The organism is Vermiculatibacterium agrestimuris, assembly GCF_943193085.1.
GTDB lineage: Bacteria > Bacillota > Clostridia > Oscillospirales > Oscillospiraceae > Vermiculatibacterium > Vermiculatibacterium agrestimuris.
In genome coordinates this window covers 1-23791 of sequence record NZ_CALPCU010000006.1, presented here as the reverse complement: position 1 = coordinate 23791, position 23791 = coordinate 1, and the positions used below count along the sequence as shown (strand labels likewise).

Sequence of the window (23791 nt, the reverse complement as noted above, 5' to 3'; positions counted from 1 at the left end):
AGCATGGCAAGCATCAAGCAAGTTTGCGGTAGCACCTTTTGCATCGTCACCGGCAGTATGCATATCCCCTTCTACAAGCTGAAAAGCGGGGAGATCGTGCTGATGGATTCCGGCTTTCCCCACGAGGGGGACGAGATCCAGGCGGCGCTGGAGGCGGAGGGGCTGCGCGTCCGGGCCATTTTGACAAGCCATGTCCATTACGACCATGTGGGCAACCACACCCGGTTCCGAACGGCCTACGGGGCGGAGGTCTACATGTCCGCCTACGACGCCGGCATCGCCCAGACCCCCCTGACCCTCCAGGCCTGCTTCTACGCCAACAGCGTCAGCGAGATCGAGGCGACCTACCCCTATATGGTCTGCCGGGCCGACCACACCCTGCCCACCGAGACGGGGACGGTCACCATCGACGAGGCCACCTTTACCATCCTCCATCTGCCGGGCCACTCCCACTGCCACTGGGGCTATGTGACCCCGGACGAGGTGGCCTACGTGGGAGACCTGCTCATGGGCGAGGCCGACCTGGAGGCCACCAGCCTTCTGTTCGGCCAGGACTGGCGGGAGACCCTGCGGAGTATCGACAGACTTTGTACTACGGATTTCCGCGCCTATATCCTGGCCCACAGCGACGTGGTGGAGGACGTCCAGACCCTGGCCCGGCGGAACCGGGAGGCCATTCTGGGCCAGATGGAGTGGGTCTTGTCCTTTTTGAAGGACTGGAAAAGCCGCCAGGAGGTCACCGCCCTGATGATAAGGGAGCGGTGCCGCCGGGTGGACAAGGCCCGGGTGCGCATGATCAGCCGCTTCGCCGCCGCGGCGCTGAACTACCTGGAGGATACCGGGGCGCTGGAATTTCAAGTGGAGGACGGAGTCCTCTATTATCGCAAAGCACAGGAAAGGGATGCGTGAGAGATGAAGTTGTGTGTCGTCATCGGCGCGGGAAAGGTGGGCGGAAACACGGAACAGCTGGCGGACGCCTTTATCAAAGGGGCGCAGGAGGCGGGCCATGAGGCCGTAAAGCTCCACCTGGGCAAGCTCAAGATCGGGCCCTGCCTGGGCTGCAACGCCTGCACCAAAGGCATCCCCTGCGTGCAGAAGGACGATTTCCACCTCTTTGCCGAAGCGTTTTCCGCCTGTGACGCCGTAATATGGACGACCCCCCTCTATTTCTGGGGGATCAGCGCCCAGCTCAAGGCCCTTATCGACCGGCTCTACTCCATCGGAGAGAAGGATCCCAAGGGATATTACTTCCTGTACCCCGCCAAGAAGTGCGCCATGCTGATCACCGGCGCGGACTCCGACCGGCACTTCTGGGCCTTTGAGTTGGTGGAGCACTATTACCGCCGGCTGGTGAAGTATATGCGCTGGACGGATCTGGGCTTCCTTGCCGCCGGGGGCTGCGGAGGCAGCGCGTTTCCCCGGTGCATTGAAAAAACGCCCCATTTACAGCGGGCCTATGAGTTTGGAAAGCAGCTGCGGTAAGCGGCATTTAATGATGGGCAAAAATACGAGGAAAAAGGAGATATCATGATGAAGAAGGTCGCGATCATTACCGGCGGCACCAGCGGCATCGGCCTGGCCACCGCCAAGAAGTTCCTCAAAAACGGTTACTGCGTGGTAGTGGCCAGTGTGGACACCCAGGAGAAGATCGACGCCGCCATGGCCGAGCTGGAGAGCCTGGGTGAGGTCAGCTTCAGCCTGTGCAATATCACCGACCGCGCCAACTGTGAAGCCGCCGTCCGGCTGGCGGTGGAGAAGTACGGCCAGGTGGACGTGCTGGCCAATGTGGCGGGCATCACCGGCAAGCGCCAGAGCTTCCTGGAGGGAGACCTGGACGACACCATGAAGGTCATCAACATCAACCTGATGGGCAGCCTGAACATGGCCCTCTATGCCGCCCAGGAAATGGTCAAGCGCCACACCGGCGTTATCATCAACGTCGGTTCCATCTGCGGTCTCATGGCCAACTCCGAGGCCATCGGCTACCACGCCTCCAAGGGCGCCATCAAGATGGTGACCCAGGCCCTGGCCAAGGAGCTGACGCCCCAGGGCCTGCGGGTGCTGTCCGTGGCCCCCGGCTGGGTGGACACGGGCCTGATGGATCAGAAGGCCATCGAGTACGGCGGCAAGCTCCACATGAAGGGCCGTGTGGTCTCCCCCGAGGAGATCGCCGACGTGATCTATCTCATGAGCCTTCCTGAGGCCAAGGCCGTCAACGGCACCACCGTCTGCGCCGACGACGGTTATACCTCCTTCAAGGGCGTCAACATGCGGCCCCAGGTGCTCTCCGACTGAGAAATTATGTTTTGGCAGGCGCCGGCGAAGCCTGCGCCGGAGGCGGCCGTGTTTTATAAAAAAGGAGAATCTTTATGGCAACACTGGAAGAGCTGGAAGCGCGCATCCAGAAGCTGGAGGACATTAAAGCCGTCGAGCGGCTTCAGGCCGAGTACTGGGATCTGATGGACGCCAAGGACTGGGTGGGTTTCCGCAAGTGCTTCACCGACGATTTCGTCTTCCGCAACATGACCACCGGCGGCGTCTATGAGGGCGCCGAGACCATGGTGAAGATCATCAGCGGCAAATTTGGGCCCAAGGTCATCTCCAGCCATCACGGCCACCACCACTGGGTGGAGATCACCGGCCCCGACACCGCCATCGCCCACTGGGCCCTGGAGGACGACCTGTACGACTCCGAGCACGGCGGCGAGTTTGTGGGCCGGGCCCACTATGACAACAAGTATGTGAAGATCGACGGCCGCTGGTACTGCAAGGAGATGGCGCTGACCTATCTCCGGGGCGAGGGGCAGCTGAAAAAGATCCTGACGGACAGCAGCGCGGCCTACAAGGTCTTCATGATGTGATTCTGACGGAGGTATTGCCATCATGTATACTCACCTGTTCACTCCGGCGAAGCTGGGTAACATGGAGCTGAAAAACCGCATGATCGTCCCCGCCGCCGTCACCCGCCTGGCGGGCAGTGACGGCAACACCACCGAAGGGTTTATCCGCTATCATGAAGACAAGGCCAGGGGCGGCTGGGCCATGCTCATCACTGAGGATATCCCCATCCTTCCCACCTGCAAGACTTACGCCTGCCTGCCCGGATTGTGGGCCGACGGCCAGGTGGCCAGCCACAGGGCCTTTACCGCGCGCATCCACGCCGCCGGCAGCAAGGTCTGCGCCCAGATCTACCACGCCGGACGGCTGGCCCCCCGGGCCCTCAACGGCGCGGCGCCCAAGGCCCCTTCCGCCGTGGGCAGCCCCTTTACCCCGGAGACACCCACCGAGCTGACGGTGGAGGAGATCGGGGAACTGACGGCGGCTTTTGCCGCCGCGGCCCGCCGGGCCAAAGAGGCGGGGTACGACGCCGTGGAGCTCCACGGCGCCCACGGCTACCTCATCCACCAGTTCCTCTCCGCCAATACCAATAAGCGCTCCGACAAATACGGCGGTTCCCTGCGCGGCCGCTGCCGCTTTATGACGGAGGTCGTCGCCGCCGTCCGCAGGGCCGTGGGTGAGGACTATCCCCTGCTGGTGCGGCTGTCTATCGTGGACTATGCCCCCGGCGGCCTCACCCTTTCGGACAGCCGGGTCATCGCCCGGGCGGCCCAGGAGGCGGGGGTGGACGCCATCGACTGCTCCAACGGCACCACCGAGGCCAACTACGCCATCATCCCCCCGGTGGAGGCCCCCCGCGCCCTCTATGTGGACAACGCCGCCGCCATCAAGGCGGTGGTGGATGTGCCCGTCATCGCTGTGGGCCGCATCAACGAGCCGGGGCTTGCCGACAGCGTCCTGGCCGCCGGCAAGGCCGACTTTGTGGCCATGATGCGCGCCTCCGTCGCCGACCCCGACCTGCCCAACAAGGCCAGGGAGGGCCGGGAGGAGGAGATCGCCCACTGCATCGGCTGCCTTCAGGGCTGCCTGGGTCAGAACCGCCGGCTGGAGCCCTTCACCTGCATGGTGCGGCCCCTTACCGGCCACGCCCATGAGGATGAGATCCTCCCCGCCGCCACACCCAAGAAGGTGCTGGTCATCGGCGGCGGCGTCGCCGGCTGCGAGGCCGCCATCTATGCCGCCATGCGGGGCCACAAGGTCACCCTGTGTGAAAAGTCGGATCGGCTGGGCGGCCGCTGGATCGCCGCCGCCATCCCGCCGAAGAAGGCGGAATACAACTCCTTCCTGGCCTGGCAGGGCGTTATGCTGGAGAAGTACGGCGTGGAGGTGAAGCTGAACTGCGCCGTCACCGCGGAGCAGGCGGCCCAGTGGAAGCCCGACGCCATCATTCTGGCCGCCGGCTGCGCCGACGCCGTGCCGCCTATCCCCGGCGTGGACGGCCCCCAGGTGGTCAAGGCGGAGGATGTGCTGCTGGAGCGGTGCGAGGTGGGCAAGCGGGTGGTGGTCATCGGCGGCGGCCTGGTGGGCGCCGAGACGGCCAACTACCTGGCCCAGACGCGGAAAAAGCAGGTTTCCATCGTGGAGATGCTGCCCCGCATCGTTGCCGACGGAGAGCCCAGCCCCACCCTCTTCCTCAAGCGGGATCTGGAGGAGTACCATGTGGCGATCTATACCGGCGCCAAGGTCACGGAGATCGGCGCGGACTATGTCCGCCTGACCCAGGAAGACAAAATGCTCACCCTGGACGCCGATACGGTGGTGCTGGCCGCCGGCCTTCGCAGCGACAAGACGCTGGAGAACGCCCTGGCCGCGCTGAACATCCCGCTCATCGCGGCGGGGGACGCCCACGACGGGAAGAACGGTCTGAAAAATATCCGGGAGGGCTTCCTGGCCGGGATCCACGTTTGAGCTTATCTGGAAAAAGATAAAAGCCGCCCGCGGACTTTGCTCCGCGGGCGGCTTTTCTTTTTACCAGGGGGGTTCCGCCCGGGGAAAATCTTTTCCCGAAAAGCGCGCCCCCGCCTTGAATTTCTCCCGGAAAAATGGTATGCTTTTTTAGTTAAGGAATTACGGAGAAAAGGGGAGGGATGGCCATGGAGCGGCAGACGAAGCGCGTCCCGGCGCAGGATGTGGCGCGCCAGAGAGAGTTCTGCGAAAAGACCGCCGAGCTTCTCTCCGTCAAGGCCCGGCAGCACCTTGCCTATGTGGATACCTATGGCTGCCAGCAGAATGAGGCGGACTCCGAGCGTATCCGGGGCTATCTCAAGAGCATGGGCTACGGCTTTACCCAGGATGAGAACGCCGCTGACGTCATTGTCATCAACACCTGTGCCATCCGGGAGCACGCCGAGGACCGGGTACTGGGCAATGTGGGCGCCCTGGTGCACGCCAAACGGCGGCACCCGGGGCAGATCATCTGCCTGTGCGGCTGCATGGCCCAGGAGCCGGGGGTGGCGGAGAAGATCCGGGCGTCCTACCGCCATGTGGATCTGGTCTTTGGCCCCCACGCCCTGTGGAAATTCCCGGAGCTTCTCTACCGGGTGCTGACGAGGCGGGGCCGGGTGTTTGAAAACGCCGACGAGCCCGGCTCCATCGCCGAGGGCATCCCCGTAGAGCGGCAGAACGGGGTGAAGGCCTGGGTATCCATCATGTACGGCTGCAACAACTTCTGCACCTACTGCATCGTCCCCTACGTCCGGGGCCGGGAGCGGTCAAGGCTTCCGGAGGATGTGCTCGCGGAGTGCCGGGAGCTGGCGGCGGCCGGATATAAAGAGATCACGCTTTTGGGCCAGAATGTGAACTCCTACGGGAAGGATCTGGGTCTGGACATGGACTTCGCCGACCTTTTGGAGGCGGTGAACGCCATCCCCGGGGAATTTCTCATCCGGTTTATGACCTCCCACCCCAAGGACGCCTCCCAGAAGCTGTTTGAGACCATGGCCCGGTGCGAGAAGGTGGCCCCCGTGTTCCACCTGCCCTTCCAGTCGGGCAATGACCGGGTGCTCAAAGCCATGAACCGGATCTATGACCGCTCCGGCTACCTGGAGAAGGTGCGCGCCCTGCGGGAGCAGATCCCCGATGTGGTCATTACTTCCGACGTGATCGTGGGCTTCCCAGGGGAGACCACCGCGGAGTTTGAGGATACCCTCTCTCTGGTGGAGGAGGTGGGCTTCGACGCCCTGTTCACCTTCATCTTCTCCCCCCGGGAGGGTACCCCGGCTGCAAAGATGGACGACCCCATACCCATGGCAGAAAAGAAGGCCAACTTCCAGCGCCTGGTGGACGCCCAGAACGCCATCTCGGCGAAAAAGCACGCCGCGTATATCGGAAAGACCGTCCGTTGCCTGGTGGACGGGACATGCGCCGAAGAGGGCTTCGCCCTCACCGCCCGCACCCCGGGCAACCGCCTGGTGCGGGTAGAGGCGGGGGAGGAGAGCCTGATCGGCACATACCGGGACATTGAGATCACAGGCGCCAACACCTGGTCGCTCTGGGGCAGGCTGTCCGTTAGCGGCTAGGCCGCTTACGGACAGCTCGTGCTCGGAGAGTACAGGCTGAAATAAAGAAAAAGAGGTGGCCGTCATGCCCGAAGGCACCCCCATGATGCTCCAATATCATAAGATCAAGGCCGACCATCCGGACTGCATCCTGTTTTTCCGGCTGGGGGACTTCTACGAGATGTTCAACGAGGATGCCAAGGTGGCCTCTAAGGAGCTGGAGCTCACCCTCACCAGCCGGGACAGGGCCCTGCCCCCGGAGGAACGCACTCCCATGTGCGGCGTGCCCTACCACGCCGCCGAGGCCTATATCTCCCGGCTCATCGCCAGGGGTTATAAGGTGGCCATCTGTGAGCAGATGGAGGATCCCGCCACGGCCAAGGGGCTGGTGGAGCGGGAGATCATCCGCATCGTCACCCCCGGTACCGTCATTGAGGAGACCATGCTGGAGGAGGGGAAGAACAACTTCCTGTGCGCTTTGTGTGTGGAGGTAGAGGGGGCGGGACTGTGCTTTGCGGATCTCTCCACCGGAGAGGTCTCCGCCACCGATTTTAACGGCCCCGGCTGGCGGGAGCACGTGGAAAACGAGCTGGGCCGTTTCTCCCCCAGGGAGGTGCTGCTCTCCCCTGAGGCGGCGGAGGACGAGGCCCTGAAGCTCTTCCTGTCCCAGCGCCTGGACTGCCGGGTGGAGCTGGGGAACCGTGCCGGCTTTGACCCGGAGCGAACCCATGCCGCGGTGGAAAAGCAGTTCGGTGTGGATCACGGCCTTCCCGGCAGCGGGGTGGAGCGGGCGGTAGGCGCCCTCATGCTCTACCTCTATGAGACCCAAAAGACCGACCTTTCCCACCTGTCTGAGGTGAATTATTACACCACCGGGGAGTTTATGGAGCTGGACCTCACCGCCCGGCGGAACCTGGAGCTCACCGAGACCCTTCGGGGCGGGGAGAAAAAAGGGAGCCTTTTGTGGGTGCTGGACAAGACCTGCACGCCCATGGGCCACCGGCTCATCCGTGCCTGGCTGGAGCGGCCCCTTCTCTCCCCGGTGCAGATCGGCAAGCGCCAGGGGGCGGTGGGCGACCTGGTCAGCGACTCCGTGGCCCGGCAGGAGCTTGCCCGTACCCTGCGGGAGATCACCGACTTAGAGCGGCTCATCGGCCGGGTGGTCTACGGCACCGCCGGAGGCCGGGATCTGGTGAGCCTGTCCCGGGGCCTGGGAAAGCTGCCGGAGCTTCGCGGCCTTCTCACTCCCTTCCCCTCCTCCCTGCTGGGCGTTCTGCGGGAGAACCTGGACGACCTGTCCGAGCTTCGGGCGCGCATCGACGCCGCCTTTGTGGACGAGCCCCCCTTCTCCGTTCGGGAGGGCGGCTTTATCCGGGAGGGCTACAATGCCGAGGTGGATCGCCTCCGAAGCATTTTGACCGGCGGCAAGGACATGGTGGCCGCCATGGAGCGCCAGGAGAAGGAAAAGACGGGTATCCAGCGGCTGAAGGTGGGGTTCAACAAGGTCTTTGGCTATTACATCGAGGTCTCCAAGGCCAACACCGTGCCCATTCCCGATACATACATCCGCAAGCAGACCCTGGTCAACTGCGAACGGTATATCACCCCTGAGCTCAAGGAGATGGAGCACACCATCCTCACCGCTCAGGATCAGCTCACCGCGCTGGAGTACCAGCTGTTCAGCCAGGTACGCCAGACGGCGGCGGAACAGGTGGGGAATGTGCAGCGCTCCGCGGCGGCGGTGGGCCAGGTGGACGTGCTGTGCTCCTTCGCCCGGGTGGCCGCCGAGAATGGCTACTGTATGCCCCAGGTGGATCTCTCCGACGTGATCGACATCGCCGAGGGCCGCCACCCGGTGGTGGAAAAGGCGGCCAAGACCGCCCTTTTCGTGCCCAACGACGCCCACATGGACGGCAGGGATGACCTGTGCGCCATCATCACGGGGCCCAACATGGCAGGCAAGTCCACCTATATGCGCCAGGTGGCCCTCATTGTCCTCATGGCCCAGATGGGCTCCTTCGTCCCCGCCAAGTCCGCCCGCATCGGCATTGTGGATCGGGTGTTTACCCGCATCGGCGCCAGCGACGACCTGTCGGCGGGACAGTCCACCTTCATGGTGGAGATGACCGAGGTGGCGGAGCTGCTGAAAAACGCCACGGCCAAGAGCCTTCTCATCCTGGACGAGATCGGCCGGGGCACCTCAACTTACGACGGCATGGCCATCGCCCGCTCGGTGCTGGAATACTGCGCGGATAAAAAGCGGCTGGGATGCAAGACCCTCTTCGCCACCCACTATCACGAGCTGACGGTGCTGGAGGGGGAGATCAGCGGCGTGAAGAACTACAACATCGCCGCCAGGAAGAAAAAGGACGATATCCTCTTCCTGCGCAAGATCGTCCCCGGCCCGGCGGCGGCCAGCTATGGCATCGAGGTGGCCAAGCTGGCGGGGGTGCCCGACAAGGTCATTTCCCGGGCAAAGACCATCCTGGCCCAGCTGGAGGCGGAGGGGATCCCCGCCCCGGCTGTGACCGCCGACGGCGGCGAAAGCCAGCTGTCCCTGGGGGATATGGGGGCCATGGCCCTGGCGGACAAGCTCCGGGCGGTGGATGTGGATACCCTGACCCCCATCGAGGCCATGAACCTCATTTACCAGTGGAAAAAAGAACTGTAAAACAGGGAGAAAGGAGGGGGACGTGCGATGTTCCGCCGGAGCTGGAAAACAAAAATGACCGCCTCTGAGCGGGGCCGGGGGCTGGTGTTCTTCGCCCTCTACCTTCTGGTGTTCCCCTATCTGAACGCCTGGGCCCAGCGGGTGATCTCTGGGGACGGGGAGCCCCTGGTGGCGGAGGCCAACGTCCTCTATTACGCCCTGCTGTTCACCCTGTCCCTGCTCTTGTTCTGGAGCTTTTTGAAAAAGGACTTTGAGGAGCTTGTCAGCTGGCTGCCGGAGAACCTGTTCGGCGTGGTAACGGGACTGCTCCTGGCGGGAGGACTCCGCCTGCTGGCGGTGAGCCTGCCCTTCCCGGTGCCCGACCCCATCGCCGCCCAGTATGCCGCCGAGTATGGCGCCGCTCCGGTTCCCACCCTGGTTTTGGTGCTCCTGCTCATCCCCCTGGTGGAGGAGGTGCTCTTCCGGGGCCTGGTGTTTGGGAACCTGCGGGGGTACAGCCGGGTGCTGGCCTATCTGGTGTGCGTTCCCCTCTACGCCCTGGCCCAGGTTTGGCGGTATGCCCTGGACTTTTCCGACCCCCGCTACCTGCTTCTGGCGGTTTTGTACCTGCCTATGTCGGCGGCCCTCACCTGGTGCTACGACAACGGCGGCAGCGTGTGGAGCGGTGTGGCGCTCCATGGCGGCCTCAACGCTATCATTCTCTTTACCACATAGAAAGGAGGGCGACCGGTATGCCCCATATTCAGCAGCTCTCTCCCCACGTGGCCGACCTCATCGCCGCCGGCGAGGTGGTGGAGCGCCCCGCCAGCGTGGTCAAGGAGCTGTGCGAGAACGCCGTGGACGCGGGGGCCAAGACCGTCACCGTGGAGATCCAGCACGGGGGCATGACCCTCATCCGGGTCACCGACGACGGCTGCGGCATCGCCCGGTCGGAGGTGCCCACCGCATTCCTCCGCCACGCCACCAGCAAGATCAAAAACGAATACGACCTGGAGGCCATCGGCACCCTGGGCTTCCGGGGAGAGGCGCTGGCCGCCATCGCCGCCGTCTCCCGGCTGGAGATCCTCACCCGCCGCCAGGAGGACGCCCTGGGTACCTCCTACACGCTGGAGGGGGGTGAGCCCCAGGGCCAGGAGGAGGCGGGCTGCCCGCTGGGCACCACCCTACTGGTGCGGGATCTCTTCTATAACACCCCCGCCCGGCTGAAATTCATGAAGAAGGACGCCGCGGAGGCCGCCGCCTGCCTGGCGGTGGTACAGCGCCAGGCTCTGGCCCGGCCGGAGGTCTCCTTCAAGTTTATCAAGGACGGCGCCCAGGAGCTGCTCACCCCCGGAGACGGTGCGCTGCGCAGCGCACTGTACGCCGTGTTGGGCCGGGACATGGCCCTGGGCTTCACCCAGGTTTCCGGCAGCGGCGAGGACGTGAAAGTCACCGGCTTTACCTCCCTGCCCACCTGCTGCCGGGGCACAAGGGGCAACCAGTTCTTCTTTGTCAACGGCCGCTGGGTCAAAAGCGCGGCCATGACGGCCGCCCTGGAGCAGGCTTACGCCAACCAGAAGATGGTGGGCCGGTTCCCCGGCTGTGTGCTCCACCTGGAGGTAAAGCTCAACGGCGTGGATGTGAATGTCCACCCCACCAAGCAGGAGGTAAAGTTCGGCGCCGAGCGGCAGGTCTTCTCGGCGGTGTACTACGCCGTCCTCTCCGCCCTGGGCACGGACAAGTCCCGCCCCGCCGCGGTGGTGGGCCGGGCCGGAGAGGCCGTTGTGGAGGGGAAACAGACCTCCCTGCCCCTCCACGATTTTACCAACAAAGGGACAGCGGGGACGGTTCTTACTGTCCCGGCCCAGCCGCCCGGGAGAGAGCCGGCGGCCATTCCCCCGGCAGAGGAGAAGCCCGCGCCTGTTTCGGCCGCGCCCGTCCCCGCCCCGCCGGCGCTTGAGCCCCCCATTCCCGTGGAACCGGCCCCGTCCGTTTCTGCCCAGCCGTCCAGGAGGGAGGCGGCGGTCGTTCCCCCGGCGGAGGAGAAGCCCGCGCCGACCCCGCCTGCGATTCCCCCCGTCCCCGTACTGGAGGAGGAACAGGAGCTTCCCTGGTGGGTGGCCGGGGAGCTGTTCCACACCTACATCATCGTGGAGCAGGGGGACAAGGCCCTGCTTATCGATAAGCACGCCGCTCACGAGCGGATGAACTTTGACAAAATGCGCGCAGAGGACTATCTGCCCATGTCCCAGACGCTTCTGACCCCGGTGGTCTTCACCCCCGCCCCGGAGGAGGCGGCGGTGCTGCTGGAGCACCAGGAGGAGCTGGACCGGCTGGGCTTTGACCTGAGCGACTTCGGCGGCGGCTCCCTGGCGGTACGGGCGGTGCCCGACTATGTCTCCCTGGGGGATGTGGAGGCCACCCTCACCGAGATCGCCGGGAAACTCGCCCTCACCGGTTCCACCGGCTACCGGGAGCGGCGGGACGACATTCTCCACACCATGGCCTGTAAGGCGGCCATCAAGGGGGGCTGGAAGTCGGGGACGGAGGAGCTGGAGCGGGTGGCCCGGGCCGTCATGGCCGGGGAAGTGAAGTACTGCCCCCACGGCCGCCCCGTAGCCATCGAGCTGACCCAAAAACAGCTGGAAAAACAGTTCAAACGCTCCTGACATAAATCGACGGATTTTGACCTGCAATTGGTATATTATGGTAACATTCTAATAGAGAAAGGAATGTTCCATATGTCCCGAGCCAATGACCTGCAAGACCTGTTCCTCGCCCGTGCCCGCCGCGCCCAGGAGAACGTCACTATGTTTTTGATGAACGGCTTCCAGATGCGGGGGAAGATCACCGGTTTCGACTCCTTTGTGGTGGTGCTGGATACCGACGGGAAACAGCAGATCATCTATAAGCACGCCATCTCCACCGTGGTACCAACGCATCCGATCGATTTAACACCGGATACATAAGGCCGCCCCGGTTCGGAGAGGAAAGAGAGAATCCCTATGAAGCAAGGCGCCATTCTCAACAGAATCGTTATGTTCCTGTTCTTCGCCGCCATCCTGGCCTACTTCGCCGGGGCGGCCTGGCGGGGGCTCCGGGATCCCTATCCCACGGTGCAGGTCTATACCTATTCTGTGGACGACACCATGGAGACCACCGGCTATCTTATCCGCCGGGAGCAGGCCATCTCCGGCTCTGGGAGCATCGTCCGGCTGATCCCCGCCGAGGGGGAGAAGGTGGCGGCGGGGGCCACGGTGGCCTACCTCTACGCCGACCAGCTTTCTCTGGAGCGCTCCCAGCGGCTGGAGGATCTTCAGGCCGAGACGGCCCAGCTCACCCAGGCCATCGCCGCCGCGGGAGAGAGCGGCCAGGAGGAGACCTCCCGGGAGCGGGTCATGGACGCCATGGTGACCCTCCGCTCCGCGGTGGCCGCAGGGGACTTCACCCGCCTGGAGAGCCAGACTTCTTCCTTTAAAAGCGCCGTTTACCAGCAGGCCCAGCGCTACGGCGACGCCGGAGCCCTCTCCGACGCGCTGATCGCGGCCCAGGCCGAGATGGAGAGCCTCCGGGCCCAGACCCAGGACGTGGGCCGGGTCACCGTGGCGCAGAGCGGCATTTTTTCCGGTCAGGTGGATGGCTACGAGGCCATCCTGACCCCGGACGGGCTGGACGCACTCAACCCCTCTAAGCTCTCCTCGCTGGAGAATCAGGCCCTGCCCGTGGGGGAGGAGAGCCTGGGCAAGCTGATCACAGATACCACATGGTACTTTGCCTGCGCCCTGTCCGAGGAGAACGCCGGCCGGCTCACCGAGGGGAGCCAGGTCACGGTGCGCTTTTCCCGGGACTGGGCGGGAGAGGTGGATATGACGGTGGAGCGCATCAGCGCCCCGGAGGAGGGGCAAATGGCAGTTATCCTCTCCTCCCACCGATTCCTTTCCGATGTGACCCTCCTTCGCCGCCAGACGGTGGAGCTGGTCTTTGAAGCGCGCCAGGGCCTGCGGGTACCCACCGCCGCCGTCCGGATGGAGGAGGGCCAGAGCGTGGTCTACGTCCAGGTGGGCGTCAAGGCGGAGAAAAAGCCCGTCAGCGTGCTGGCCCAGGGAGAGGATTTCTACCTGGTAGAGCCGGTGCTGGGCCAGGACGCCGAGACCAAGGAGGAGAAGATGGCCCTTCGGGCAGGAGACGCCGTCATTGTGGCCAGCGAGGAGATCTGGGACGGAAAGATCGTAGCGTAAGGGGCGCGCCCCCCGGAAAACAGAGAGGAGAATGGGCTATGTCTTTGGAGGAAAACATCCGTCAAGTGAAGGAGAACATTGCTGCTGCAGCCCGGGAGGTGGGCCGGGATCCCGCCGGGATCACCCTGGTGGCCGCCACCAAGGTGCAGACCGACGAGACCGTCCGCGCCGCCATCGCCGCCGGGATCGAGGTGTGCGGGGAAAACCGGGTGCAGGAGATGACCGCCCACCTGGACGCCGACGCCTACGCCGGGGCCAAGCTCCACTTTATCGGCCATCTGCAGACCAACAAGGTGAACAAGGTGGTGGGCCGGGTCGATCTGATCGAGTCGGTGGGCTCGGAGCATCTTTTGGAGGCCATCGACAAGCAGGCCGCCAAGCTGGGGCTTGTCCAGGATGTGCTCCTTGAGGTCAATGTGGGGGGCGAGGAGAGCAAATCCGGCGTGGCCCCCCAAGAGGTCATAGCGCTGGCGCAAAGGGCGCTGGAGCTGCCCAATGTGCGCCTTCGGGGCCTCATGGCCATCCCGCCGGTGGCGGGAGAAGATGGAAACCGTGGATTTTTCCGGGAAATGTATCAGCTTTTTGTTGACATAAGAACCAAAATAGGCGATAATAAAGCTGATGTCAACTGCCTGTCCATGGGAATGAGCGGAGATTACATGGACGCCGTTCGGGAGGGGGCCACCCTGGTTCGGGTGGGAACCGCCCTGTTTGGCGCCCGGCCTCCCATGCGCCCAAAGGCAGAGTGAGGATAGAATCTACTTTAGGAGGAGCCAGCCATGGGACTTTTTGATGAACTCAAGCGGATCGCCCGCCCCTATGAGGACGAGGAAGAGGATTACGAGGACTTCGACGTCATGGGCACCGGCCGGCTGGACCGGACGGAGATCCGGGCCAAGGCTGCCCGTCAGGATACAGCGGGCTTTTTCGATACCGACCGCCCGGAGCGCACCGAGCGGGTGGAGCGGCGCAACAACAAGGTGGTGAACATCCACACCACCACCCAGCTCCAGGTGGTGCTGGTGAAGCCTGAGCGCTTCGAGAACGCCGCCGAGATCGCCGACCATCTGCGGGAGAAGCGCACGGTGGTGCTGAACATGGAGGAGACCAGCAAGGACGTCTCCCGCCGTATTCTGGACTTCCTCTCCGGCGCCGCCTATGCCCAGGAGGGCAAGGTGAAGAAGGTGGCCCTGTCCACTTATATCATCACCCCCTACAATGTGGACATTCTGGGCAACCTGCTGGACGAGCTGGAGGATAACGGGCTCTACTTTTAAGCGCGGAGCAGTGGGCTGCGAGGGAGCTTGGACTGGAGCGAAGGCGAGCGAAGGGGCCCTGGACCCCTGAGACCGGCCTGAGTCGGAGGGAAAGCGACCGTGCGGTCAGCCCGCTGTGTAGCGTGATATGGCCCTCTATTAAAAAACAGAAAGTGTGGGATACATATGCTGACTCCTCAGGAGGTGGCGGAGCACGCCTTTGCCAAGGCGTCCTTCGGCGGCTACAATATGGCTATGGTAGATGAGTTCCTGGATCTGCTCACTGCCGACTACACCACGCTGTACAAGGAGAACGCCACCCTGAAAGCCAAGATGAAGGTCTTGGCGGACAAGGTGGAGGAATACCGCTCCACTGACGACGCGATGCGCAAGGCCCTCCTCTCCGCCCAGAAGATGGCTGACGATATCGTCAAGGAGGCGGAGAAGACCAAGGTGGAGACCATGGCCGCCGCCGAGCGGGAGGCCCAGGAGCGGATCGAGGCGCTGCGCGCCGAGACCGAGAGCGAGCAGCTCCGGCTCACCGCTGCCCGGAACGCCACCGCCGCCTATCTGGCAAAGCTGAAGGATCTCTACCAGCACGAGATGGACTATCTGGCCGGCCTTTCCAAGCTGAACACCGCCCCGGTGAAGACCGACCCGGTGGCCCGCGCCGCCGAGGCCATTGGCGATGCGGTGGAGAGGGCCGTGGAGGAGGTTCCCGAGCCGGATCCCGAGCCCCTGGAGGACGATCCCCTCTATGAGGAGCTGCGCCGGGGGGTCGTCCACCTCCACGAGCCGGAGGATGAGGACGACGAGCCCTTGGACGAGGCGGAGGATGAGGACGATGACGAGGACGAGGAGGACGACGCGCCCACCCGCCGCATCGACTTCGACAATCTGAAGTTCGGCAAGGACTACGAGATCACCTGAAAAAATAAAAAAGACCGTCCCGGGAGGGACGGTCTTTTTTTGCCGTTTTTTAGTCCTTGCCGCCCACCACATGGGCGCAGCGGTCGCACAGCTCGGCGTGGTGGCCGGGCGTGCCGATGTGCTTGTCGTGGTTCCAGCACCGGGGGCACTTCTCCCCGGCGGCGGGGGACACCTTGACGGTGAGTCCATCGAAGAACTCGCCCTTGTAACCCTCGCCTTCCCCTTGGGCCACGGTGACAGCGGAGACGATGCAGATGGCGGCCAGGTCGTCCTCGTCCATACGGAGGGTCTCGAACTCCTTCCAGCCCTCAGCAGTGAAGGTGAGGGTCAGGTCGGCGTCCTGGTTCTTCTTGACCCCCTGCTCGCTCCGGGCCAGCTCCAGGGCCTTGTTCACATCGTCCCGGAGGGCCATGACCTTGGCCCAGCGCGCCTCCTCGTCCTCCGAGAGGGCGAAGGCGGGGTCGAAGTCGGGCATGTCGTTCATGAGGACGCTCTCGGCGTTGTCCGTTTTGGCGTGGGGCATGGCGGCCCAGATCTCGTCGGAGGTGAAGGCCAGCACGGGGGCGATGAGGCGGGTCATGCCGTCCAGAATGGTATAGAGGGCGGTCTGGGCAGAGGCCCGGCCGGCGTCGTCGCCGCAGTAGAGCCGGTCCTTGATGATGTCCAGGTAGAAGTTGGACATCTCCACCACGCAGAAGTTGTAGATGGCCCGGTAGGCGATGTGGAAATCGTAGCTGTGGTAGGCCGCCCGGCAGGTCTTGGCCAGCTTGCCCAACTGGTGGAGTGCCCAGCGGTCAAGCCCCACCATCTTCTCCGGGGCCACCTTTTTGTCCGGGTCGAAGCCGGAGAGGTTCCCCAGCATATACCGGGCGGTGTTGCGGATCTTCAGGTAGGCCTGGCTCAGCTGCTTCAAGATCTCCGGGGAGATGCGCATGTCCTGGGTGTACTCGGCGGAGGCCACCCACAGCCGGAGGATGTCGGCGCCGTACTCCTTCAAAACGTCGTCGGGGGAGACGGCGTTGCCCAGGGACTTGTGCATCACCTTGCCCTCCCCGTCCACAGTCCAGCCGTGGGTGACGATCTGCTTGTAGGGGGCCACGCCGTTGCAGGCGATGGAGGTGAGCATGGAGGACTGGAACCAGCCCCGGTACTGGTCGCCGCCCTCCAGATAGAGGTCGGCGGGGTATTTGAGATAGTCCCGCGCGTTGGCCACCGCCGCCCAGGTGGAGCCGGAGTCGAACCAGACGTCCATGATGTCGGTCTCTTTGGTAAAGTGGGCCTTGCCGCACTTGGGACACACGAAGCCCTGGGGCAGCAGATCCCGGGCCTCAGAGTCAAACCAGATGTTGCTGCCGTGCTCCCGGAAGAACTGGGCCACATGGGCGATGGTCTCAGGGGTGACGATGTCCGCGCCGCAGTCGTCGCAGTAGAAGATGGGGATGGGCACGCCCCACACCCGCTGGCGGGAGATACACCAGTCGTTGCGCTCGCTGATCATGGACACCATGCGCTCCTTGCCCCAGCCGGGGTGCCACTGGATGTTGTCGCAGGACTTGACGGCGGCGTCCTTGATGGCGTCCACCGAGCAGAACCACTGCTCCGTGGCCCGGTAGATGATGGGGTGCTTGCACCGCCAGCAGTGGGGGTAGGAGTGGGTGATCTGCTCCTTGCACAGAAGGAAGCCCTCCTTCTCCAGGTCCTCCACCACCATGTCGTTTCCCTTGGCGTAGTACTGGCCGTTGTAGCGCTCGTCGGTCATGATGCCCTTGGCGTTCACCGGCACAGGCACCCCGATGTTGGTCTTGCCCGCCTTGTCGTACGCCTGGCAGATGGCGAAGTCCTCCGCGCCGAAGCCGGGGGCGGTGTGGACGCAGCCGGAGCCGGCCTCCAGGGTCACGTGGTCGCCGCAGAGGATGACGCTCTCCCGGTCAAAGAGGGGGTGGGTCGCACGCATCAGCTCAAACTCGCTGCCCTTGCAGGTATAGAGCACCTCGCAGGCATCGTAGTCGACGCCGGCGGCCTTGCACACGCTCTGGGCCAGCTCCTGGGCCAGGATATACACCTCCCCGTTGGGGGCCTTTAACAGCACGTAGTCAAACTCCGCGTTGACACAGATGGCGAAGTTGCCCGGGATGGTCCAGGGGGTGGTGGTCCAGATGACGAAGTAGGTCTTGGAAAGGTCGCAGTACTGTCCCAGCTTGCCCTTGTCGTCCCGGACGGGGAATTTGACAAAGATGGTGGTGCAGGGGTCGTCCTGGTACTCGATCTCCGCCTCGGCCAGGGCGGTCTGGTCGAAGGGGCACCAGTAGACCGGCTTCATGCCCTTGTAGATAAGCCCCTTCTCCGCCATCTTGCCGAAGACCTCGATCTGCTTGGCCTCGAACTCCGGCTTCAGGGTGATGTAGGGGTTCTCCCACTCGCCCAGCACCCCCAGGCGCTTAAACTGCTCGGTCATCCGGGCGATGTAGCCCTCGGCGTACTCCTGGCACTTGGTGCGGAACTCGGCGGTGGACATCTCCTCCCGCTTTACGCTCTTGTCCTTGAGAACGGCGGTCTCGATGGGCAGGCCGTGGGTGTCCCAGCCGGGGACGTAGGGAGCGCAGAAGCCCGTCATGTTTCGGGATTTCACGATGATATCCTTCAAGATCTTGTTCATGGCGGTGCCGATGTGGATGTTGCCGTTGGCGTAGGGGGGGCCGTCGTGGAGGACGAAACGGGGTTTGCCCTCGTTACGCTTTACCATCTTGTGGTAGAGACCCTTGGCCTCCATGGCGGAGAGCATCTCCGGCTCCCGCTTGGGAAGCCCCGCCCGCATGGGAAAGTCCGTCTGGGGAAGATGAATGGTGTTGTTGTAGTCCATACTTCATTTCTCCTATATTATAAAATTTTTTGATTATCTCCAGAAATAACAAACGCCCTTGCCTCCCAAAGGAGACAAAGGCGCTGACCTCTGCGGTACCACTCCCGTTCCGCACAAACGTGCGGCACTCGTGCGTGCTGTAACGGGCACACCCGCCGGGGCTTATCCTCTCAGTTCAGTCCCGTCGCTCTGAGGTGATGTGTTCGCCCCTCCTCCCCTCCGCCTTTCACCAAAACGGCGGCTCTCTGGGCGGGCTGGGGGGTTACTTGTCCTCATCATTGCGTTTCACTTTTGTGATTTTATCCGCTTTTGCCCCGTCTGTCAAGGGGGATTGGTTATGAGTGGCAGTTGGTTGACGTGTAGATGATAAAAATGCATAAAAAAATAGCCATTTTAAAATGTTTTTTATTTATAATTGACAAATACACTGTGCGGGTGTAAAATATATCCAGAGGGAATTCCCGCACGCATACCATGCCAATCGATGTAAGATATAGAAAGGGGTATAATGATGAAAAAGCGTTTGGTAAGTATCCTTTTGACCGTGGCCATGTGTATGGGCCTGGCCGTCCCGGCGGTGGCAGTGGAGATTAGGCCTGAAGCACAGAAAGAAAATGTGACTATTACAGAGTGTGATATTTTGGGAAAAACTGCAGTTATGGAGCAACACATAGTCGATAGAGAGATTGACTATGTCAAAATTACATGCGGAACGGAAATTGCAGAGAGAATTGGAAATGAAATTTTTCTTAACGGAGAAAAAGTGGCAACGATTGTTGAACTTGAAGAACGTAACATAGATGCTCAAAATATAGAGCCAAGAACCGGGTGGCTTGATGTGGAAAATTGCCCATATGGAACAAAGAGCGAATACAACAAACTATATTCTTCGCAATATAGAAATCTGGCATTGGAAAAAAAGATTTCGGAATTAACGGTCGAAGGACTTTCGTACATACTTATGACATATTGCGGTGTTGCGGGAGTATGCCTTAGAATCGCACAAGAAATTATATCAGTAGCGGTAGACAGCAAATATGAAGAATATAAAACACTGTATTTATACGAAAGAATATATTCTCATAAAACACTGGGACAATTTTACCGTATGGTAGACCTCGATTACTATTTTGACAAAAATTATACAGAATTTGCGTGTAATGACTATTTTTATAGAGTGTGGGCATGATCACACTGGCTCTTGAGGATTACCTGGATCTTTTCATCAAAGTAGTGGACGTTACCCTTATAATTTGGCTGGGCGTCTTTGTCTTGGAAAAGCTGCTCCCCCTGTGGCACCGGCTCATCGAGCGGCTGCGCAAGTGTTCCCCGGGGCGGTTGAAGCTCCTTTGCTGGCTGGCCGCGATTTCCGTGCTCCTGTATGGGCTGGTCTGCTGGCTCCACCCGGAGGTCAGCCTTCCCTTGTGGACAGTAAAGGCCCTTTTTGTCCTTTTGACTGCCGTGAGCACGGTCACCTTCGGCATCAGCGCCGCCGCATGGAGAGCAAGAAGAGGAAAGAAATAAAAACCGGAGGGACGCTTGAGGAATCAGGCGCCCCTCCGCCTTGTGGAAAAGCGGCGCAGATGCTATAATTCAAAAAGGACAAATAAAGGAGGCGACTATGATGAAAAACCAGGAATTGCCCCACATCCAAAAACTGCTGTTTTTCCTCTGCCCTGTTCTCCTGCTGGTGGCTTCTCCCTGGGTCAGGGACTGCACGCTGAAATGTATCCAGCGCGATTTGCCGGGGGCGGGGGCCGCCTTTTGCGCGAACATCGCCCTTGCCGTCCTCCCCATCCTCCTTTTTGCATATATTTTGTTCATCGCCGGGGGCAAATTGAGGGGCCCCTTTCTCCTCGCCGGCCTGGTTGAGACCCTGCTCCTGCTGCTCCTGCCCCTGACGGTCAAGTGGGGCCCCGTGTACAGCGCCCTGATGAAGACCGGCGCCGTTGAGCTTCATGTAGAGTTTGGCTGTATCCTGCTGGGAATGTTGGCCCTGGCGGCCTTTTCCGGGGGACAGAAAGAGTGAAGCGGTGACCCACAGCGGAGGGGGATGACAAAATGAAAGGAACATTACGGGCTGTGGCGGCCCTGCTTTTGGGCGCGGCCCTGCTTCTGGGCGCGGCGGCGGGAGCCGCCTTCCCCGACGTGCCCGCCGGGGCGTGGTATGAGGCCGTGGTGGACGAGATGGCGGAGAAGGGCCTGCTGACAGGCTACCCCGACGGGAACTTCCACCCGGAGGACACCATTTCCGCCGCCCAGCTGGTCACCATCGCCGCCCGGTGCGCCGGGGCGGAGCCCGCCTCCGCCGGGGATCACTGGGCCGGGGCGGCCATGGAGCAGGCCCTTCAAAACGGCTGGTACGACTGGGACGAGCTGCCCCCCACCGGGGAGCGCTGGGATGAGCCCATCCCCCGCCAGCTGGCGGTGAAGATCTTGATGAAGGCCCTCCTGCCCGGGGCCGGGTACGACTTCAACCGGGACTCGGCCAGGCTGAAGGACTTCTCCTCCCTCAACGGCCGCTACTATGAGACCACCCTCTCCGCCGTGGCCGCCGGGGTGGTCACCGGGGACGGGGAGGGCAACTTCCGCCCTCTGGACGGCCTCATCCGGGCGGAGGCCTGCGCCCTCTTTCGGCGGGCCCTGTCTGCCGCGGGAGGCGTAACGCCCCAGCCTCCCGCGGAGACGGAGAGGCCTTCCGTCCCCGCGGTTCCCTCCGCCAAAGGAGGCGTGACGGAGAACGGCTGGCTCCAGGTCGTTGGAACCCAGCTGTGCAATGCACGGGGGGAGCCCATTGTCCTCCACGGCATGAGCTCCCACGGCCTGCAGTGGTACGGCCAGTATGCCTCCGCCCAGGCCATGGCCAACACGGCGGCCTATGGGGCCAACGTGTTCCGGGTGGCCATGTATACGGGGGAGGGGGGCTATCTCAGCCAGCCGGAGGCCATGACGGAGCGGGCCTTCGCCGCGGTGGACGCCGCCATCCAAGCCGATCTGTACGCCATTCTGGACTGGCACATCCTCTCCGACGGAGACCCCATGGCCAATGTGGCGGCGGCGGAGAGCTTTTTCGCCGCGGCGGCGGAGCGGTACAAGGACACGCCCAACGTGCTGTATGAAATCTGCAACGAGCCCAACGGGAACGTGACCTGGGCGGGAAACGTGAAGCCCTACGCCCAGTGGCTGGTCTCCGCCATCCGGGCCCAGGCCCCCAAAAGCGTTATCCTCATCGGCTCCCCCACCTGGAGCCAGGACATCCACCAGGCCGCCGCCGACCCGGTGGCGGGGGAAAACCTGATGTACACCCTCCACTTCTACGCCGGTACCCACGGCCAGGAGCTGCGCCAGCGCATCGATGCGGCAATGGCGGCGGGCCTGCCCGTCTTCGTCTCCGAGTGGGGCGCCAGCCGGGCCGACGGCAGCGGCGGAGTGTTTTTGGAGGAGAGCAAGGTGTGGCTGGACTTTCTGGGGGAGCGGGGCGTCAGCTGGTGCAACTGGTCTTTGTGCGACAAAAACGAGACCTCCGCCGCCCTCAAGCCGGGGACGGCCCCGGCGGGGAGCTGGACGGAGGATGACCTGACCGAGTCCGGCCGGTTTGTGTTCTCCCGGTTCTAAAAAAGGGAAAAGAGAGGGACGGGCTGTTACAGTCCCCCTCTTTTTTCGTCTTCTATTGGTGAAAAGGCTTTTTCAAGGAGGAGACCAAATGGACGACCGGGACATCATCGACCTGTACTGGGCCAGGGATCAGCGGGCGGTTGGGGAGACTGCGGCCAAATATGGCCCCTACTGCGCCGCTGTGGCGGACAACATCCTTCACGATTCCCGGGATACAGAGGAGTGTGTCAATGACACCTGGCTGAAGGCGTGGAATGCCATGCCGCCCCAGAGGCCTCAAAGGCTGAAGCTCTTTCTGGCCCGCATTACCCGAAACCTGGCCTTTGACCGCTGGCGAAAGGGCTCTGCCCAAAGGCGGGGCGGCGGAGAGCTGCCTCTGGCGCTGGAAGAGCTGGGCGAGTGCGTTCCTGGTCAGGATGAGGTGGAAGGAACCGTGGCGGCCGCCGAGCTCGCCGAAAGCATGCAACGGTTTTTGGCGGCGCGCCCCGCCCTGGATCGGGATCTCTTCCTGCGGCGGTATTTTTACGTGGAGAGCGCCGCCGCCATCGCCCGGCGATACGGCATGAGCCGGGAGAAGGTCTCCATGCGGCTTATGCGCGTCCGAAAAAAGCTGAAAGACCACCTGACCGAGGAGGGATATCTATGACCCGTGAAGAACTGTTTGAAGCGGTGGGCCAGGCCCCCGACGATGATTTGGCACACAGCGACGGGCGGGGACGAAGGAGCCCCTGGATGGGGGCTGCGGCCCTGGCCTGCGCCGCGGCGCTGGCGCTGGCTTTTTTGCCCAAGGGAGAGCCTGTTTCCCCGGGGACGCCTGACCCCCTGCCTCTGCTGCCCAATGTTGGCCCAACGGCTGGCGCGGGCGGTTCCTATGCCCTGATGGCCTATGACCTGAGTGAGCTGTACCCGGATTCCCCCGGAAGAGATGTGGACGTGCCGGAGACTCTGCCTGTGTGGGATCACCCCACCCACACCTCCTCCGGTACCCCCTGGGGATTGGCGGAGGGGGAGATGGCGGCCCGGATGGAAAAGGCCGCCCAGGCCTTGGGCGTAAAGATCGTGGATGTGGAGGAGGAAAGGGCCGGTGTGTATGGGGATCCCGATGTTCCGGAGGGAACTCTCGTACGCCTGGAGGGGCAAACCGATGGGGGGCTGACCGTGACCTCTTGCGGCAATGGAACCATTGAGGTCATTTTTGCACCCTCGGTGGCCCTGCCGGAGGGCTATTCCTTCACCTTCTCTGACACCGGCCCTGACCAGGCCGGGGAGACCCTGGCCTATCTGGCAGAGCGGTACGCCGCTCTGCTGGACTTCGAAGAGCCCCGGGCCGCCGTCTCGGTGGACTACACCTTTGATGGGAGGCCCATTACCTGGTACAGTCTCTACGATGCCGCTGGGGACGTCGCGGAGGATCTGGTGAATTACAGCCTGCGTACGGCCAGTTTCTCCCCTGACAGCGACGGCGGACTTTGGATCATTCGGATCCACGATGAAACCTTGGTGGGGGAAAAGCTGGGAGACTACCCGCTGCGCACGGAGGAGGAGGCCCGGAGGGCCTTGCTCTCTGGAGACTATCACAGCATGGAGCCGGAGCCGTTTCCCGGTGAGGAGGCCCTGCGGGGGGTGGAGCTGATCTACTCCAACGGGGCAGATGATCCGGTGTGGATGCCCTACTACCGGTTCTGGGTAGAGATCGCCCCCCTGACGGAAGGGCTGCCCCAGGGGCTTAAGACCTATGCCTCCTATTACGTCCCGGCGGTACGGCCGGAGTATTTGACCGATGTAGATACCCAAATGGGCAACAATGGATAAGAGCAGAAGGAAGGGGCCGCGCCATTGGCGCGGCC

General features: G+C 62.8%; 21 protein-coding genes and 1 other annotated feature. Of the genes, 20 read left to right on the top strand and 1 reads right to left on the bottom strand.

Going from position 1 to position 23791, the window contains the following annotated elements:
* The first annotated feature begins 3 nt into the window (after positions 1–3).
* From NFR87_RS03140 to NFR87_RS03075, 14 genes are all read left to right on the top strand, one after another.
* Entirely contained in the window at positions 4–909 is a 906-nt protein-coding gene (locus tag NFR87_RS03140) for an MBL fold metallo-hydrolase (protein ID WP_251446214.1), read from the top strand.
* Positions 910–912: 3 nt separating this feature from the next.
* The gene (locus NFR87_RS03135; protein ID WP_251446211.1) at positions 913–1482 is read left to right on the top strand and encodes a flavodoxin family protein; all 570 of its coding nucleotides are present in this window, start codon (positions 913–915) and stop codon (positions 1480–1482) included.
* Positions 1483–1530: 48 nt separating this feature from the next.
* Positions 1531–2295 carry an SDR family NAD(P)-dependent oxidoreductase gene (locus NFR87_RS03130; RefSeq protein ID WP_251446208.1) on the top strand — a complete coding sequence of 255 codons (765 nt, stop codon included), beginning with the start codon at positions 1531–1533 and terminating at the stop codon, positions 2293–2295.
* A 74-nt stretch (positions 2296–2369) separates the two neighbouring features.
* A complete protein-coding gene (locus tag NFR87_RS03125) occupies positions 2370–2861 on the top strand; it encodes a nuclear transport factor 2 family protein (protein ID WP_251446205.1) in 492 nt (163 codons plus the stop codon).
* Positions 2862–2883: 22 nt separating this feature from the next.
* Entirely contained in the window at positions 2884–4806 is a 1923-nt protein-coding gene (locus NFR87_RS03120) for an FAD-dependent oxidoreductase (RefSeq protein ID WP_251446202.1), read from the top strand.
* A 185-nt stretch (positions 4807–4991) separates the two neighbouring features.
* A complete protein-coding gene (miaB, locus tag NFR87_RS03115; protein ID WP_251446199.1) occupies positions 4992–6416 on the top strand; it encodes a tRNA (N6-isopentenyl adenosine(37)-C2)-methylthiotransferase MiaB in 1425 nt (474 codons plus the stop codon).
* Between the two features lie 64 nt (positions 6417–6480).
* Positions 6481–9066, top strand: a complete 2586-nt coding sequence (gene mutS / locus NFR87_RS03110) for a DNA mismatch repair protein MutS (RefSeq protein ID WP_251446196.1) — start codon at positions 6481–6483, stop codon at positions 9064–9066.
* Positions 9067–9093: 27 nt separating this feature from the next.
* Complete coding sequence (locus NFR87_RS03105; RefSeq protein ID WP_251446193.1) at positions 9094–9780, top strand: CPBP family intramembrane glutamic endopeptidase; 687 nt, start codon at positions 9094–9096, stop codon at positions 9778–9780.
* 17 nt (positions 9781–9797) lie between these two features.
* Positions 9798–11714: a DNA mismatch repair endonuclease MutL gene (gene mutL, locus NFR87_RS03100; protein WP_251446190.1), complete on the top strand. Its 1917-nt coding sequence runs from the start codon at positions 9798–9800 to the stop codon at positions 11712–11714.
* A 72-nt stretch (positions 11715–11786) separates the two neighbouring features.
* A complete protein-coding gene (gene hfq / locus NFR87_RS03095; protein WP_251446187.1) occupies positions 11787–12014 on the top strand; it encodes an RNA chaperone Hfq in 228 nt (75 codons plus the stop codon).
* Between the two features lie 36 nt (positions 12015–12050).
* Positions 12051–13283 carry a biotin/lipoyl attachment domain-containing protein gene (locus NFR87_RS03090; protein ID WP_251446184.1) on the top strand — a complete coding sequence of 411 codons (1233 nt, stop codon included), beginning with the start codon at positions 12051–12053 and terminating at the stop codon, positions 13281–13283.
* 38 nt (positions 13284–13321) lie between these two features.
* The gene (locus NFR87_RS03085; protein WP_251446181.1) at positions 13322–14032 is read left to right on the top strand and encodes a YggS family pyridoxal phosphate-dependent enzyme; all 711 of its coding nucleotides are present in this window, start codon (positions 13322–13324) and stop codon (positions 14030–14032) included.
* Positions 14033–14062: 30 nt separating this feature from the next.
* Positions 14063–14560, top strand: coding sequence for a cell division protein SepF (locus NFR87_RS03080; protein ID WP_251446178.1), 498 nt, complete (start codon positions 14063–14065; stop codon positions 14558–14560).
* Positions 14561–14725: 165 nt separating this feature from the next.
* Complete coding sequence (locus NFR87_RS03075) at positions 14726–15469, top strand: DivIVA domain-containing protein (RefSeq protein ID WP_251446175.1); 744 nt, start codon at positions 14726–14728, stop codon at positions 15467–15469.
* Between the two features lie 49 nt (positions 15470–15518).
* On the opposite strand, the gene ileS is transcribed toward NFR87_RS03075, so the two are convergent.
* A complete protein-coding gene (gene ileS / locus NFR87_RS03070; RefSeq protein WP_251446172.1) occupies positions 15519–18329 on the bottom strand; it encodes an isoleucine--tRNA ligase in 2811 nt (936 codons plus the stop codon).
* A 67-nt stretch (positions 18330–18396) separates the two neighbouring features.
* Positions 18397–18617 (bottom strand) — a binding site (T-box leader).
* Positions 18618–18840: 223 nt separating this feature from the next.
* Between ileS and NFR87_RS03065 the strand changes: the two genes are divergently transcribed.
* The 6 genes from NFR87_RS03065 (at position 18841) to NFR87_RS03040 (ending at position 23756) form a co-directional block, all read left to right on the top strand.
* Positions 18841–19518 (top strand): hypothetical protein, encoded by a 678-nt coding sequence (locus NFR87_RS03065; protein ID WP_251446169.1) that lies wholly within the window; start codon positions 18841–18843, stop codon positions 19516–19518.
* Entirely contained in the window at positions 19515–19853 is a 339-nt protein-coding gene (locus NFR87_RS03060) for a hypothetical protein (protein WP_251446165.1), read from the top strand. The genes NFR87_RS03065 and NFR87_RS03060 overlap by 4 nt, the downstream gene beginning before the upstream one ends.
* 100 nt (positions 19854–19953) lie before the next feature.
* Complete coding sequence (locus NFR87_RS03055) at positions 19954–20358, top strand: hypothetical protein (protein ID WP_251446162.1); 405 nt, start codon at positions 19954–19956, stop codon at positions 20356–20358.
* 32 nt (positions 20359–20390) lie between these two features.
* A complete protein-coding gene (locus NFR87_RS03050) occupies positions 20391–21944 on the top strand; it encodes a cellulase family glycosylhydrolase (RefSeq protein ID WP_251446159.1) in 1554 nt (517 codons plus the stop codon).
* Positions 21945–22032: 88 nt separating this feature from the next.
* Positions 22033–22590, top strand: a complete 558-nt coding sequence (locus NFR87_RS03045) for an RNA polymerase sigma factor (protein WP_251446156.1) — start codon at positions 22033–22035, stop codon at positions 22588–22590.
* Positions 22587–23756 carry a hypothetical protein gene (locus NFR87_RS03040; protein WP_251446153.1) on the top strand — a complete coding sequence of 390 codons (1170 nt, stop codon included), beginning with the start codon at positions 22587–22589 and terminating at the stop codon, positions 23754–23756. Before NFR87_RS03045 ends, NFR87_RS03040 begins: the two co-directional genes overlap by 4 nt.
* The last annotated feature ends 35 nt before the right edge of the window (positions 23757–23791 follow it).